This window comes from Sporosarcina psychrophila (genome assembly GCF_001590685.1).
GTDB classification, from domain to species: domain Bacteria; phylum Bacillota; class Bacilli; order Bacillales_A; family Planococcaceae; genus Sporosarcina; species Sporosarcina psychrophila.
On sequence record NZ_CP014616.1, the window covers coordinates 4,313,397 to 4,326,765 of the forward strand.

Here is a 13,369-nt window from a genome sequence, read left to right on the forward strand (position 1 = left end):
CCTCCTCCTATTCGACGACAGTCATCAAGTCAATTTAGACATAATTCATTCGTCTGCTGTTCTTTACTGAACGATACCTTTTGGCTTGCGGCCTTCAAGTACATCCGTAATTGCCTGTGCGTTCAAGTTCATCATCGCAAGGCGTGTCTTAATGCTGGCACTTCCGATATGCGGAAGGACTGTTACGTTCGGCAATGTAAGAAGCGGATGATCGAGTGGGATTGGTTCTTTTTCAAACACGTCGAGCCCCGCCGCCCAAATCGCACCGTTTTTCAATGCATCATAAAGAGCAGCCTCATCAACAATTCCACCACGAGCGACATTAATAAGAACGCCCGTATTTTTCATAAGGTCAAGTTCCCGTGCACCAATCATCCCGGCGGTTTCCGGTGTAAAGGGAGCTAGAATGATAACGAAATCCGCCTCTTTCAGCAGTGTATCCAACTCCCTGAATTCAAGTCCGTACTCAGCTTCTGCGTCTGGCTTGCGGTTGCGATTATGATAAAGAACTTGCATATCAAAGCCTTTTGCCCGGCGCGCAACCGCTTCACCGATTCGTCCCATGCCAATGATGCCAAGTGTCGCTCCTCCAACATCCATGCCTGTAAATCTCATCGGAGCCCATGAAGTCCAATTACCTTTTCTAATTTCATTTTCTGCAGAGATCAATTTACGTGCCGTCGCTAGTAGAAGCGCAAAAGCAAGATCTGCAGTTGTTTCAGTCAACACACCCGGTGTATTTGTTACGATGACGTCATATTCCTTTGCCGATTCCAAGTCAATATTATTATAACCAACGGCCATATTTGCAACGATTTTAAGCTTCGTACCCGCTTCAAAAACCTCGCGATTGATGCTATCCGCCAAAACCGACCATAGTGCATCCGCTTCTGCCACTTCTTTCAATAAAACAGCGCGCGGAACTGCTACACTTTCTTCGTCCCACATCCGTACATCAAATTTTTCATGAAGCGGCGCAACCGCCTCTTCTGTCAGCTTTCTTGTAATGAAAATTCTTGGCTTCACTTAAATCCCCCTATTCTAACAATTAACAATAGTGTAGCATATAGTGTGAACCAATTGGCCGACGTTCAACTTTGTAGAAAGCCTGCCCAAGACCAATGTAAGTAGATACGGTTACTTCAAGATTGAGAGATGATTTCTATGAAACCCGCTACTTTACAATCCCGCATTTTTTCATATGGCGCACTCTTTGTTTCCATAATAGCAATCATTATCGGTGTTTCCTTCTACTTTACAATGTCGCAAGGTATCGAGCAACAGATTGGGGACCAGGCGCTAAGTATAGCCAGAACAACAGCAGACCGCCCCGATGTCCGTGCAGGATTTGGACACGCTGATCCAACGGAAATATTGCAGCCTATCGCCGAAGCGGTACGACTCAAAACTGGTGCTGAATATGTCGTTATCGGAAACAGCGAAGGTATTCGGTATGCTCATCCTGTTCCAGAACGGATTGGGCAAAAAATGGTGGGTGATGATAATGAACGTGCGCTTCTCCTAGGCGAATCCTATATTTCCGAGGCGACTGGGACACTCGGGGCCGCCTTACGCGGGAAAACACCAGTATTTAACGAGGATGGCAAGATTATCGGGATTATTTCCGTTGGTTTTTTAAAGAAGAATATGTCCTCTATCTTTTTTCAGTATGCCGACAACATTTCCTACATCGTACTTATCGCAATCATTCTAGGTATTATTGGTTCTAGCATTCTGGCACGCAATATTAAAAAAGAACTTTTTAATTTAGAGCCTGCGGAAATAGCGAACTTATTCACCGGACGAAACGCTCTTATTGAGTCTGTGCGAGAAGGAATCATTATGGTTGACGCAAACGGTATCATTACAACTGTGAATGTGGCTGCATATGAAACTCTTTCTCTCCCTAATCAATCGGAACTAATCGGTCGGACGATTCAGGAAGTGCTTCCAAACACACTTCTTCCAAAGGTACTTGAAACCGGAGAACGACATCTCGATCGCCCGATGGAAATTCGCGGCAAAAAGGTAATTGTAAATCGCATCCCCATCCGTGTTGGCGAACAGATTGTCGGTGCGGTTTCAACTTTTCGGCTACAATCAGACATTGACCAACTCGCAATGGAATTATCACAAGTGAAACGGTATACGGAGGCGCTTCGTGCACAAACCCATGAATACAATAACTTTTTATATACAATATCGGGTCTCATTCAACTCAATTCATACGATGAGGCACTAAGCTTGATTCATGAGGAAACAGCTGAACATCAATCGCTCATCCAATTCGTGACAAAGCGGTTGCAGGATCCCTTTCTAGGAGGAATTGTTATCGGTTTCTTCAACCGGGCAAAGGAATTGAAGGTCCGCTTCCTTCTTGATGAAGATAGTCTCTTAAAAAAACTCCCGAAACACTTAGAAAAAAACCATTTCGTTTCAATCATTGGAAACTTAGTTACAAATGCTTTCGAAGCGACCGACTCTTTTCCGGAAGAAAAACGAATGGTCCGCATCTTCATTCTGGATAACGGCGAAGAGATTTTAATTGAAGTTGAAGATTCAGGACATGGGATAGCTGATGAAGTGCTGGATGTACTCTTTCAAGAAAAGGTATCGACAAAAAATCAGAATCACCGTGGATATGGACTTATGAAAGTAGCAGAGAATGTGAAAAACCTCAGCGGTTCTATCACACTCGAAAAAGGAGATTTAGGCGGTGCATTGTTTATTATTTCCATACCGAAAGGAGGGTTTTCAGATGACAACTCTAATTGAAGTCTTAATTATTGAAGATGATTTACGAATTGCCGACATCCATCAGCGGTTCATCGAGAAAATAGAGGGCTTTACAGTCGTAGGTTCCGCGTATACCGGTGATGAAGCAAAAGATTGGATTTCAGCATTGTTGCCAGACCTCGTTTTGCTCGATGTCTATTTGCCCGATGTACTTGGTACAGAGCTAATGGATTTCATCCACAAAAACAGCCCTGAAACAGATATTATTTTCATCACCGCTGCGGCAGAGATTGAAGTTGTAAGAAAGGCATTTCGCCACGGAGTCATCGACTACATCCTAAAACCGCTCACATTCGATCGATTTAAGGAAAGCCTCCTTTCTTATAAAGTTAAAAGGGAAACACTTTCAGGTGTAGGACTCATACAGGAAGATTCCATCAAATCTCTTTGGAATAAAACGCTACCCGCTTCATCAAACCCTGATTTCATTCCACCAAAAGGGATTGACCCCATGACGAAAGAGAAAGTGGTCAGCCATATAAAAAATATAGAAGGCGGAATTACTGCAGAAGCACTTGGTTTGGAAATCGGCGTTAGCCGTTCGACCGCAAGACGTTATCTAGAATACCTCGTCTCAGAAAAACGTGCATTTACAGAACTTCTATACGGCTCAGTCGGGCGTCCCGAAAGAAGATACTTCATAAAAAAACGCTGAACAGTATGAACAAAATGATGTTTACTCTCATTATCGAACTTATAAACGATAACTTTTAATTGAATAAATATTCTGATAGATTGATGACAGCGAATGAAAACGCTGTCATCATTTTTAATTATAAGGGGGATTACATGAAGATGTGGAAGAAACTTACGACGGTTGCCCTAGCAAGTATCCTGGCACTCGGCCTCACAGCATGTTCTGCGGATGAATCTGAAGGAAAAGTGGAAGGCGCTACCTCGAAATATCCGGAGAGTAACATAACAATTGTCGCTCCATCCGGCGCAGGCGGTGGATGGGATTTAACTGCCAGAGCTATTGCAAAAACGATGAGTGAAACAAAGCTAATCGATAAGTCAATCGTAGTTGAAAACAAACCCGGCGGCGGTGGTGCTGTTTACATGGCAGAATTTGCAACAAAGGAACTAAAAAATGATCATGTCCTTCTTGTAAAATCTCCGCCAATCTTAATCAACAATAACAAAGCGGAAGGAAACAGTGCTTACGGCTATAAAGACACAACACCATTGGCTCAGCTGACGCGTGACTACGGAGCTATTGTCGTCAAGGCGGATTCAAAGTTTAATTCATTGAAAGATGTACTAGAAGCAATTAAGAAAGACGCGAAATCGGTGACACTTGCCGGCGGATCGGCTCCGGGATCGATGGACCATCTTGTCGGTGTCTTGCCCGCATTTGAATATGGAATTGATCCAAAAACAGTAAAGTATGTATCGTATGATGGCGGCGGAGAGGCAGTCGCAGCATTGCTCGGTGGAAATGCAGACGTTATCGCTACAGATGCCTCCACTATTGGAGCGTATCTGAAGTCCGGTGATGTCCGTGTCCTCGCTGTCAGTTCTTCAGAACGGCTTAGCGGTGAATTGACAGAAGTCCCTACATTTAAAGAAGAAGGAATTGACGCCGAATTCACCATTTGGCGCGGCATCTTCGGTCCAAAGGAAATGTCGGAAACGGCTTATGACTATTGGTCCGAGAAGCTAGAGAAAATGGTGGAATCAGACGAGTGGAACGCAGAATTAGAGAAAAATGGGTGGGAAAGCGAGTACCGTAATGCTGACGACTTCACTACCTATTTGGAAGAACAAGATAAAGTGATCGTGGAATTGTTAACGGCACTTGGAATGCAGAAATAACATTATTCGGGCGGCTTCAGCGCCGCCTTTTCTTTTAGGGAGGTGTCAAAGACTATGAGTAAAACGTTCGATCGATATGCCAGCATCGTCTTTTTACTGATCGGTCTCTTATTTGTAATCGAAAGTCAAAAAATTTCGGACAGTGCTTACGGATCATCAGTTGGACCGAAAATCTTTCCAATGTGGCTTGGTATTATTTTAATTCTTTTAAGTTTGAGATTGCTATTCGAAACATTTAAATACAAATCTGAAACGACAGCTGGAATGAAGCTTCAATACAAGAAATTCATTATTATCATTATCAGCGCAGTTTTGTATGCATTTCTATTGGAAAAGGTCGGATATGTCATTTCGACGTTCCTTTTTTTACTCATTGCTTTCCAAACAATGGAACGTGGCCGATTATTGCCCTCCTTCATCATTGCAGCGGCATTTTCATTTGGAATTTATTATTTGTTCGCGAAACTTCTTGGCGGGTCATTGCCAGGATTTCCTGTATTTTAGCGTGAAGGGAGTTAAGCTATGAGCACTTTACAGTTTTTAGCCGATGGTTTCAGTGTTGCTTTTCAATGGCATAATCTATTATTTGCATTCGTCGGGGTAATAATCGGCACGGCTGTCGGCGTGTTACCCGGCATCGGTCCAATGAGCGGTGTTGCCCTTCTCATCCCCGTTACTGCAACCATCACTTCTGGAATGCCGACAGAAGCAGCCGCTGCCAGTTCGATCATTTTACTTGCCGGAGTCTATTATGGAGCAATGTATGGAGGTTCTACAACATCGATTTTACTGAACACCCCTGGTGAATCTTCGTCTGTCGTCACGACGCTCGACGGTTATCAAATGGCTAGGCAAGGGCGTGCCGGAGCAGCTTTGGCTATCTCGGCAATCGGCTCATTTTGCGCCGGAATCATTTCGCTAATCGGTCTGGTCTTATTAGCGCAACCTCTTTCCAATGTCGCAATCAAGTTCGGCCCTGCAGAATACTTTTCCTTAATGCTATTGGGTTTAGCTGCTGTAAGTGGACTTGCTGGAAAGTCGATGACGAAAGCATTGATGATGACTGTTTTCGGACTTATGCTTGGAACAATCGGCATTGACGCAGTTTCAGGAATTGCCCGCTTTACATACAACCAGCCTATTCTTTTTTCCGGATTGGAATTTTTAACAATTGCTGTTGGATTGTTTGCGCTTGGTGAAGTATTCAAGACGGTATTGGAACGCGATGAAGAAGACGGGGCCATTGCAAAAATCAATCGCATCCTCCCGACAAAACAAGATATGAAAGACAGCGCAGTTCCCATTGTACGCGGTTCCCTACTAGGATTTTTCATCGGGGTACTTCCAGGCGCCGGGGCAACACTCGCATCTTTCTTCTCCTATATAACAGAGAAAAAGTTCAGTAAAAATCCCGAAAGCTTCGGAAAAGGGAACATCGCCGGAGTAGCGGGTCCTGAATCTGCCAATAATGCTGCTTCAGGGGGCGCAATGATTCCTTTACTTACATTAGGAATCCCTGGTTCCGGTACAACAGCCATATTAATGGGTGCACTTATCATGTATAACATTCAGCCAGGGCCCCTTCTCTTTGACGAACACCCGGATATCGCATGGGGGCTCATTGCAAGTATGTTTATCGGCAACTTGATGCTGTTAGTACTGAACATGCCGCTCGTTCGTGTGTTTGCAAAAATCATTCAAACGCCTAAGAAGTACTTATTGCCTATTATTATCGCCATTTCATTTTTCGGAGTTTATGCCGTACAGTACACGACTTTCGATTTATACTTGTTGCTTGGTTGTGGTGTAGCGGGTTATTTACTATCAAAAAATGATTATCCAGTAGCTCCATTAGTTTTGGCACTCGTATTAGGTCCAATGATTGAAAACAACATGAGGCGAGCACTCACCATTTCGAACGGTGAATTCAGCATTTTCTTCACAAAGCCGCTATCGCTTGTTTTCATCATAGTAGCTGCATTATGGCTTCTTGTTCCAATGTTGCTGAAACTCAAAGGACGCTCAGTCGTCGTGGAAGATGAAGGTTAATAGCGAACGTATATTTCGAAAGCGGATCGCCTTAGATGTAAGGCGATCCGCTTTTTTTATTAAAGAGTGTAAGCAACGTTTTAAATGAACTTAACAACGTTTCCGTCCATGTTCATAGCATTTCCAATGAACTTAACAACGTTTACACGAAACTTCACAACACTTGAACAACTTAACAACGTTTTGCCCAAACTAGGCGACGTTGCAACTGAAGTTCCAAACGTTTTAAATGAACTTTGCAATACTCCCGTGAAACTAAGCAACAGTCTCATAAAACTAAACAAAGTCAGCATCCCCTCCGTCTCTCTCCATAATAAAAAGCGTCGCCGCAGCAACGCTTCACCCACCTATATAACTCATACCAATCTTTTTCCGATTCTTCGCTGTCTGTTCAGTTCGCTCATCTGAATAACGGTCTCCACGGTTTTGCCACACGCCTGTAATGACTTCCAACAATTCTGCATCTGTCAGTCCACTACGAATTAATTCACGCAGATCGAACCCTTCTGATGCGAACAGGCACGTATACAGTTTACCGTCCGACGACAGTCTGGACCGCGTACATGTTGAACAGAATGATTCTGATACAGACGTGATAAAACCGACTTGTGCTCCATTATCCAAGTAACGATAACGTTTTGCAACTTCACCGTAATAGTCTTCTTCCGCCGGTTCGATATCATAAACAGCACTGATCATTTCGTAAATTTCTTTTTTCGTGACAACCTTTTCAAAGCTCCATCCATTATCATTACCGACATCCATAAATTCTATGAACCGCAACGTAATATCACGCTCTTTAAAATAAGCGGCCATTGGTAGAATTTCTTCCTCATTTACGCCTTTTTGAACAACCATGTTCACCTTGATTTCAAAGCCGATCTTTTGTGCATGATCGATATTGGCTAGTATCAGTTCTGGTTTAATTCCGCGTCCATTTAATTTACCGAATGTTTCCGGATTAAGTGCATCGAGGCTCATATTCAAACGACGCAGACCTGCATCATAAAGGGGTTGTGCGTATTGTTTCAACAGTACACCATTCGTCGTCAACCCTATATCTTCAATTCCTTCAATCTTCATCAGTTTTTCAACCAGTTTTGGCAAATCGCGCCGCATAAGCGGTTCGCCGCCCGTCAAGCGGAGTTTTTTCACACCAAGTAACGCAAATAGCTTCGCGAACCGTTCAATTTCTTCAAATGAAAGCAGTTCGTTCTTGGGTAGAAAAACATAATCATCACCAAAAACTTCTTTTGGCATGCAATAGGCACATCTAAAGTTACAGCGATCCGTTACGGAGATTCGGAGATCCCGGATCGGACGTCCGAGCTTATCTTTAACTGTTTCCATTTCGTCATCCCCTTTCCAGGGTTTCCGGCGTATTCACGTTCGTGAACATCCGTTTTTCATCGTCAGTCAGAACGCTTCCTTGAACCCACGCTGTATTACTAATAGAAAGTAATTTCATTACACTCAGTTGGTTGTTTTTCAAGGCTTCTTTCACTGCATTTTTCATTTGCGTATCCCAGATAGACACGAGAGGATGATATCTTCCATCCGAAATGACAGCCGTGACACATTCGTTATGAAGCGTTATCAACTTCGATATAGCTTTATCATCTATAAATGGCATATCACACGGTAATACTACATAGCGGTTCGCTTCCACGGATTCCATCGCAGACAGAATCCCTGCAAGCGGACCGAGTCCAGCATATTCCACTTTATCAGCCATCAGGTTTTCACCATCACCAAATCGGTCCATTAGTTCAGGTAGCGTCACAATAACAATCTCGTCACAGGATGCCGACATTGCTTCGACTGCAATTTTATAAAAGTACTTATTTCTTAGTTTAGCAAATGCTTTCGGAGAACCGAACCGCCGAGACAATCCGCCCGCCAGAACGATGCCTACTGTCTCCTTCATCCCCCGCTCACAGGTGGGATGAATGCACAAATATCTCCCGAATGAATGACATCCTCCTTTAAGGCATATTCTTCATTCACTGCAACATGCACTGTATCTTTCCCAAAACCCGGATACATCATTTCCGCCCAGTCCAGCAGCTCGCGGACAGTCATCGATTCCCGTTCGATGGTTTCTTCCGCCTTGCCGGTCAATTCGCGCAGCCTTGCAAAATAGTTCACTTTAATCACTTTTGTTCGCCTCCCTTTTCAGGATACTTTTTTTGACCGCCAATCCATTCTTCGCCGTCTTCCCAGATTTCCTTTTTCCAGATAGGGACTATTTCCTTAATGCGTTCAATTGCATACTCATTCGCTTCATATGCTGCATTCCGATGAGGGGAGGAAACTGCAATGACTACCGCAATATCTGAGATATGCATTTCCCCAATCCGGTGAGCAATCGCCACTTTCACGCCTGGCCATTTCGCTTCCATTTCTCCACCGATTTCCGCCAGTTTTTTTTCGGCCATTGGTACATAGGCTTCATATGCCAAATATAATGTTCGGACCCCGTGTGTCCATTCCCGGACATGTCCTGTGAAAACAGTGACAGCTCCTGCTCCAGCATGAAGGACATAATCAGTATATTTTTGCGGTTCAATCACTGTTTCAACAATTTCAAACGGTTTCATTGCCATCCTCCTTTTCAATCCAGTCAAGTAGCCACGAATCGAGTTGTTCAACATTCTGCGCAGATTCAATATGCGAACTAACAGCTGTAATTTCTGGACATCCGATAACTAGCTGTATGCCATCCAATCCGCTTAACGATTCCCAATCCCCGGCATCTCTAAGAAGGACTACTTTCTCCCCTTGTTCTTTCTTATACCCTTCAATGAGCAGAATATCCGGTTTTCCGATTGCTGCCAGCACCTTAAGCTCGGCAAATTCGGGCTCTTCATTCAACAGGATTTGAACCGCACCCCCACCTGCAACAACTGAAACGTCTGCCCCACTACCAAAAAACTGCATCGTATCCGTCGATGGATTTGGCATGGCAGGCTGCCCACCGTGGCCATGATGCTTTAATACAGCGACTGAAAGTCCTTTGTTTTTCAATAAACAAATCCATCTCGATGTAAGTGTCGTTTTGCCACTATTTTTATAACCGACAACTTGAAGTGTCTTCATAATACCCACTCACTAACGCCTTGCTCAGAACCGAGCAGCAAAATATCAACATGGGTTCCTGCTGTGTAACCGCGCGTTCCGCTTGGAAGAGCGATAAGGCAATTTCCCCGGGCAATCGATGATACTGCATTTGATTTATTAAAGCCTGCGGGTACTGCAACAATACCTTCCGATGTCATTTCCCAGAATGCGCGAATGAAGCGGGTAAAAGGGTTTGGCTTTCCGAAATCTTCACCTAATATCGCTTGCATGCGCGGCATATACGGTGTGTTTGCACCTTGCATAGCAAGAATAGCGGGTCTAGCGAATAATTCAAAACCCGTGAAACAAGCAGATGGATTTCCCGACAGACCGAATAATAGTTTTTTACCAAGCCCGGCGACCGTCGTTACGCTTCCCGGACGCATCGCAACTTTGTTAAATAGGACCTTAGCTCCCAACCGTTCATAGATTGCGGGTAAATGATCATAATCACCAACAGAAACACCGCCTGTCGTAATAAGTACATCTGTTTCAATGAGAGCTTTTTCGACGACTTCTATGCATGCATCTAGATCGTCTTCTTGCATGCCATATGATTTGTAACCTAATCCCATACGAGTTAACTGGGCAGCTATCATCGGCCCGTTCGAGTTCCGTATTTTCCCAGGAACAAGTTCATCTGACACATTTAGCAACTCCGTTCCCGTTGAAAGAATGCCAACAACTGGTCGTTTCGCAACTTTGACTGTTGCATAACCAAATGTCGCTAATAACGCGATTGTACCGGGATGGATAAATGCTCCCGATTCAACAAGGAGTTCCCCCTCCTTTGCGTCTTCACCCTTAAAGGATATATTTTCCCCTTCGCTAAACGGTTTACGCAATGTAAAACGATCTTTTCCTTCTGTCGTCTGTTCGAGCATGACAACCGCATTGGCATTATCCGGTATCGTGGCACCCGTCATGATTCTGTATGCTTCTCTTGGACCTATTCCACTAGTCGCTACATGGCCCGCACCAATTTCACCAATCACAGTGAACTGTATACGATTATCTCCAGAAGCACCCTCTGTGTCCTTTGCACGGACAGCGAATCCATCGTATGGCGATCTGTCGAATGATGGGACATCATGCTTTGCGATAATCGGTTCCGCAAGTATTCTTCCGTATGTATGTTCAAGTGGAATCGTATCAGTTCCACCTAGATAGCTATGTTCCATGACGAGTCGAACAGCCTCAGATACTAAGATAGGCTTTCTCATTTCTACCATGTTGATTCTCCTCCTTCTGCTATACTGAATGTATTAGATATGTACGAAAGGAATGACTCCATTGTCAGAGCTCACACATTTCAACGAACAAGGCCGTGCAAAAATGGTCGATGTTTCCGACAAAGCAGAAACCACTCGAACAGCTATCGCAAAATCGTCCATCATTGTTAATGAAACAATTCATTCACAAATCACAGAAGGTACCAATAAGAAAGGCGATGTATTCGCGGTCGCTCAGGTCGCGGCAATCATGGCAGCAAAAAGTACATCATCCATAATTCCTATGTGTCATCCGATCCCACTGACAGGTGTTAACATCCATTTCGAATGGAACATAGATAAATCATCTGCTCATTATGAAGTATTGATTGAAGCGGAAGTGAAGACAAAAGGTGTGACCGGTGTTGAGATGGAAGCACTTACTGCTGCCTCCGCTGCTGCACTCACTATTTACGACATGTGCAAAGCGGCCGGCAAAGAAATGGTTATTGGACCAACAATGCTATTACGTAAAACAGGTGGAAAAAACGGCGATTACGAAAGACAATTCTAACTCTCTTCCACGACTCACTTCAGGTGAGTCTTTTGGTCAGTAGAACCAATTTTATAATAGTGGATTTTGTATTGAAATCCTTACAAGGTTGATTTACACTCCAGGCGGACGCCTTCCGTTACAATCAACGGAACTCATCCATGCAAACTAATAATCGATATAGAAATTTCGTTAGCGTTAGGTTTTTATTTAAAATAAGTAATTACGGAATTAAGTTAGTCCTCTAGATGTTTGGTAAGTTCATGCACAATATGGTGAATTTCAGGCAAAATTAGCTTGTCCATTGCAAGTTCCACTGCTTTAACGGATCCGGGAAGCGCGAAAAACACCTTCTCTTTTACCACGCCTGCCGCAGCCCTGCTTAATAGCGCCTTTGAACCTACATCTTCTGTATAGCTAAGGTAACGGAATAACTCGCCGAACCCATCAATCGTTTTTGTGAAATAGGTCGACACAGTTTCAATAGTAACATCACGAAAACCAATGCCAGTCCCGCCTGTAGAAATAATGCCATGAACGTTAGGATTCCGCAGCCATTCTTCGACAATCGATTCAATTTCCATCGCGTCATCCTGACAAAGCCATGTTTCAAATACATGATGACCCGCCGATTCAAGCTTTTGCCGAATTGTCCAGCCACTGCGATCATTCGAGACATTACGCGTGTCACTCGTCGTCAGTACGCAAAAAGTGAGTTTCTTCTCTTTGTCCGATTCATTCAAATGTGACAATCTGATTCCTCCCTTTCATCCAAAAAATTGATGGTACAATTTACGTCCTATCTTTATATCCTTTAATCCATGAATTAACAAACGACCATTGCCAAATAGAATACAGCGATAACTATCTGCATTAAATTCCACAAAAAATGGTGTCACTTTATAGGGTGACCCCAGCCTTTTAGCGACTGTTTCCCCATCCTCAATCGTCAATGTGCGGTTTGCATTCGGAATGATTTGCACTGTACCCCTACCGCATAACACTGCGTATCCTGTATCTTCTGCTCGATGCAACGCCGGGAAGGTCGGTTTATTTCCGCATGTCTCACATACTTCGTTTCGCATACGGGAAATCCCTGCTTCTATATGCGTATTGTTCCATACATCAAAATGGAATAGCTTCTTGCGCATTGCATCTTTATTCCCCGTTAACCATTTCAGCGCTTCTGCACTTTGATGTGCCGCCGTAATTTGAACAGCAGGCGCAATGATTCCTGACGTATCACACGTTTCATTAACCGACGGTAAAACCGGTAGCAAACAGCGGAAACAAGCTGACTCGCCTGGAATGAATGGAAAAACTGTACCTGAACTGCCTACACACGCACCATAAATCCAGGGAATATCTTTTTTCCATGCAATATCATTTATCAACAGACGCGTTTCAAAGTTATCCGTCGCATCCATGATTAAATCAGCGTCATCAATAATTTGTTCCATAATGGATCCATCCACATGATCAAGCACGGTTACGATTTCAATGTCTTCCCTAATCATTTTCAAACGAGCTTCAGCAGCAACCACTTTTGGTATGCCGTCCCGTGCATCTTTTTCGGTAAACAGCTGTTGTCTTTGCAAGTTAGACGGTTCTACATAATCTCGATCTGCAATCGTCAGTTTTCGCACTCCACCACGGACAAGTGTCTCTGAAACAGCTGAACCTAAAGCTCCACACCCAATGACAACAACGTGGGAAGAACTTAACTTGTCCTGCCCATGTTTACCAATTGGTTTGAACAGCGTTTGCCTTGTATAGCGATTTTCCAATGTCCACTCCTCCTATAAATTGAAGCGAGGGCTACCGG

General features: G+C 43.8%; 16 protein-coding genes. 6 read left to right on the forward strand and 10 right to left on the reverse strand.

Features of this window, described 5'->3' with window-relative positions; genetic code table 11:
- Positions 1–63: 63 nt before the first annotated feature.
- Entirely contained in the window at positions 64–1,026 is a 963-nt protein-coding gene (locus AZE41_RS20140) for a 2-hydroxyacid dehydrogenase (RefSeq protein WP_067213418.1), read from the reverse strand.
- 138 nt (positions 1,027–1,164) lie between these two features.
- On the opposite strand from AZE41_RS20140, the gene AZE41_RS20145 reads away from it, so the two are divergent.
- From AZE41_RS20145 to AZE41_RS20165, 5 genes are all read left to right on the forward strand, one after another.
- Entirely contained in the window at positions 1,165–2,775 is a 1,611-nt protein-coding gene (locus AZE41_RS20145) for an ATP-binding protein (RefSeq protein ID WP_082786748.1), read from the forward strand.
- Positions 2,759–3,451, forward strand: a complete 693-nt coding sequence (locus AZE41_RS20150; protein WP_067213422.1) for a response regulator — start codon at positions 2,759–2,761, stop codon at positions 3,449–3,451. The genes AZE41_RS20145 and AZE41_RS20150 overlap by 17 nt, the downstream gene beginning before the upstream one ends.
- A gap of 140 nt (positions 3,452–3,591) precedes the next feature.
- Complete coding sequence (locus AZE41_RS20155) at positions 3,592–4,611, forward strand: Bug family tripartite tricarboxylate transporter substrate binding protein (protein ID WP_418064635.1); 1,020 nt, start codon at positions 3,592–3,594, stop codon at positions 4,609–4,611.
- Positions 4,612–4,665: 54 nt separating this feature from the next.
- On the forward strand, positions 4,666–5,115 hold the full coding sequence (locus tag AZE41_RS20160; RefSeq protein ID WP_067213427.1) for a tripartite tricarboxylate transporter TctB family protein: 450 nt from the start codon (positions 4,666–4,668) through the stop codon (positions 5,113–5,115).
- An 18-nt stretch (positions 5,116–5,133) separates the two neighbouring features.
- Positions 5,134–6,660, forward strand: a complete 1,527-nt coding sequence (locus AZE41_RS20165; protein WP_067213428.1) for a tripartite tricarboxylate transporter permease — start codon at positions 5,134–5,136, stop codon at positions 6,658–6,660.
- An 80-nt stretch (positions 6,661–6,740) separates the two neighbouring features.
- Here the strand turns inward: AZE41_RS20165 and AZE41_RS20170 are convergent, their stop codons facing one another.
- The 7 genes from AZE41_RS20170 to AZE41_RS20200 are packed head-to-tail and all read right to left on the reverse strand — an operon-like array spanning position 6,741 to position 11,012.
- Complete coding sequence (locus AZE41_RS20170; RefSeq protein WP_067213430.1) at positions 6,741–6,944, reverse strand: hypothetical protein; 204 nt, start codon at positions 6,942–6,944, stop codon at positions 6,741–6,743.
- A 55-nt stretch (positions 6,945–6,999) separates the two neighbouring features.
- A complete protein-coding gene (moaA, locus tag AZE41_RS20175) occupies positions 7,000–8,010 on the reverse strand; it encodes a GTP 3',8-cyclase MoaA (RefSeq protein ID WP_067213432.1) in 1,011 nt (336 codons plus the stop codon).
- A gap of 4 nt (positions 8,011–8,014) precedes the next feature.
- Entirely contained in the window at positions 8,015–8,587 is a 573-nt protein-coding gene (gene mobA / locus AZE41_RS20180) for a molybdenum cofactor guanylyltransferase (protein WP_067213434.1), read from the reverse strand.
- Positions 8,584–8,817 carry a molybdopterin converting factor subunit 1 gene (moaD, locus tag AZE41_RS20185; protein WP_067213436.1) on the reverse strand — a complete coding sequence of 78 codons (234 nt, stop codon included), beginning with the start codon at positions 8,815–8,817 and terminating at the stop codon, positions 8,584–8,586. Before moaD ends, mobA begins: the two co-directional genes overlap by 4 nt.
- The gene (locus AZE41_RS20190; protein ID WP_067213438.1) at positions 8,814–9,260 is read right to left on the reverse strand and encodes a molybdenum cofactor biosynthesis protein MoaE; all 447 of its coding nucleotides are present in this window, start codon (positions 9,258–9,260) and stop codon (positions 8,814–8,816) included. The genes moaD and AZE41_RS20190 overlap by 4 nt, the downstream gene beginning before the upstream one ends.
- Entirely contained in the window at positions 9,247–9,759 is a 513-nt protein-coding gene (gene mobB / locus AZE41_RS20195; protein ID WP_067213441.1) for a molybdopterin-guanine dinucleotide biosynthesis protein B, read from the reverse strand. Before mobB ends, AZE41_RS20190 begins: the two co-directional genes overlap by 14 nt.
- The gene (locus tag AZE41_RS20200; RefSeq protein ID WP_067213444.1) at positions 9,756–11,012 is read right to left on the reverse strand and encodes a molybdopterin molybdotransferase MoeA; all 1,257 of its coding nucleotides are present in this window, start codon (positions 11,010–11,012) and stop codon (positions 9,756–9,758) included. Before AZE41_RS20200 ends, mobB begins: the two co-directional genes overlap by 4 nt.
- Before the next feature lie 61 nt (positions 11,013–11,073).
- Here AZE41_RS20200 and moaC point away from each other — a divergent pair, with 61 nt between their 5' ends.
- Positions 11,074–11,565, forward strand: coding sequence for a cyclic pyranopterin monophosphate synthase MoaC (moaC, locus tag AZE41_RS20205; protein WP_067213447.1), 492 nt, complete (start codon positions 11,074–11,076; stop codon positions 11,563–11,565).
- Between the two features lie 215 nt (positions 11,566–11,780).
- Here the strand turns inward: moaC and AZE41_RS20210 are convergent, their stop codons facing one another.
- Together AZE41_RS20210 and AZE41_RS20215 are read right to left on the reverse strand one after the other, a co-directional pair.
- Positions 11,781–12,296 (reverse strand): MogA/MoaB family molybdenum cofactor biosynthesis protein, encoded by a 516-nt coding sequence (locus AZE41_RS20210; RefSeq protein WP_231885732.1) that lies wholly within the window; start codon positions 12,294–12,296, stop codon positions 11,781–11,783.
- A gap of 15 nt (positions 12,297–12,311) precedes the next feature.
- Positions 12,312–13,331, reverse strand: a complete 1,020-nt coding sequence (locus AZE41_RS20215; protein WP_067213448.1) for a ThiF family adenylyltransferase — start codon at positions 13,329–13,331, stop codon at positions 12,312–12,314.
- Between the last annotated feature and the right edge of the window lie 38 nt (positions 13,332–13,369).

Excerpts from the sequence above, each read along its gene's own strand:
- AZE41_RS20190 (WP_067213438.1), bottom strand. The coding sequence starts at position 9,260 with ATGAAACCGTTTGAAATTGTTGAAACAGTGATTGAACCGCAAAAATAT.
- AZE41_RS20160 (WP_067213427.1), top strand. The coding sequence starts at position 4,666 with ATGAGTAAAACGTTCGATCGATATGCCAGCATCGTCTTTTTACTGATC.
- mobA (WP_067213434.1), bottom strand. The coding sequence starts at position 8,587 with ATGAAGGAGACAGTAGGCATCGTTCTGGCGGGCGGATTGTCTCGGCGG.
- mobB (WP_067213441.1), bottom strand. The coding sequence starts at position 9,759 with ATGAAGACACTTCAAGTTGTCGGTTATAAAAATAGTGGCAAAACGACA.
- AZE41_RS20200 (WP_067213444.1), bottom strand. The coding sequence starts at position 11,012 with ATGGTAGAAATGAGAAAGCCTATCTTAGTATCTGAGGCTGTTCGACTC.
- AZE41_RS20155 (WP_418064635.1), top strand. The coding sequence starts at position 3,592 with ATGTGGAAGAAACTTACGACGGTTGCCCTAGCAAGTATCCTGGCACTC.
- AZE41_RS20145 (WP_082786748.1), top strand. The coding sequence starts at position 1,165 with ATGAAACCCGCTACTTTACAATCCCGCATTTTTTCATATGGCGCACTC.
- moaA (WP_067213432.1), bottom strand. The coding sequence starts at position 8,010 with ATGGAAACAGTTAAAGATAAGCTCGGACGTCCGATCCGGGATCTCCGA.
- AZE41_RS20150 (WP_067213422.1), top strand. The coding sequence starts at position 2,759 with ATGACAACTCTAATTGAAGTCTTAATTATTGAAGATGATTTACGAATT.
- AZE41_RS20165 (WP_067213428.1), top strand. The coding sequence starts at position 5,134 with ATGAGCACTTTACAGTTTTTAGCCGATGGTTTCAGTGTTGCTTTTCAA.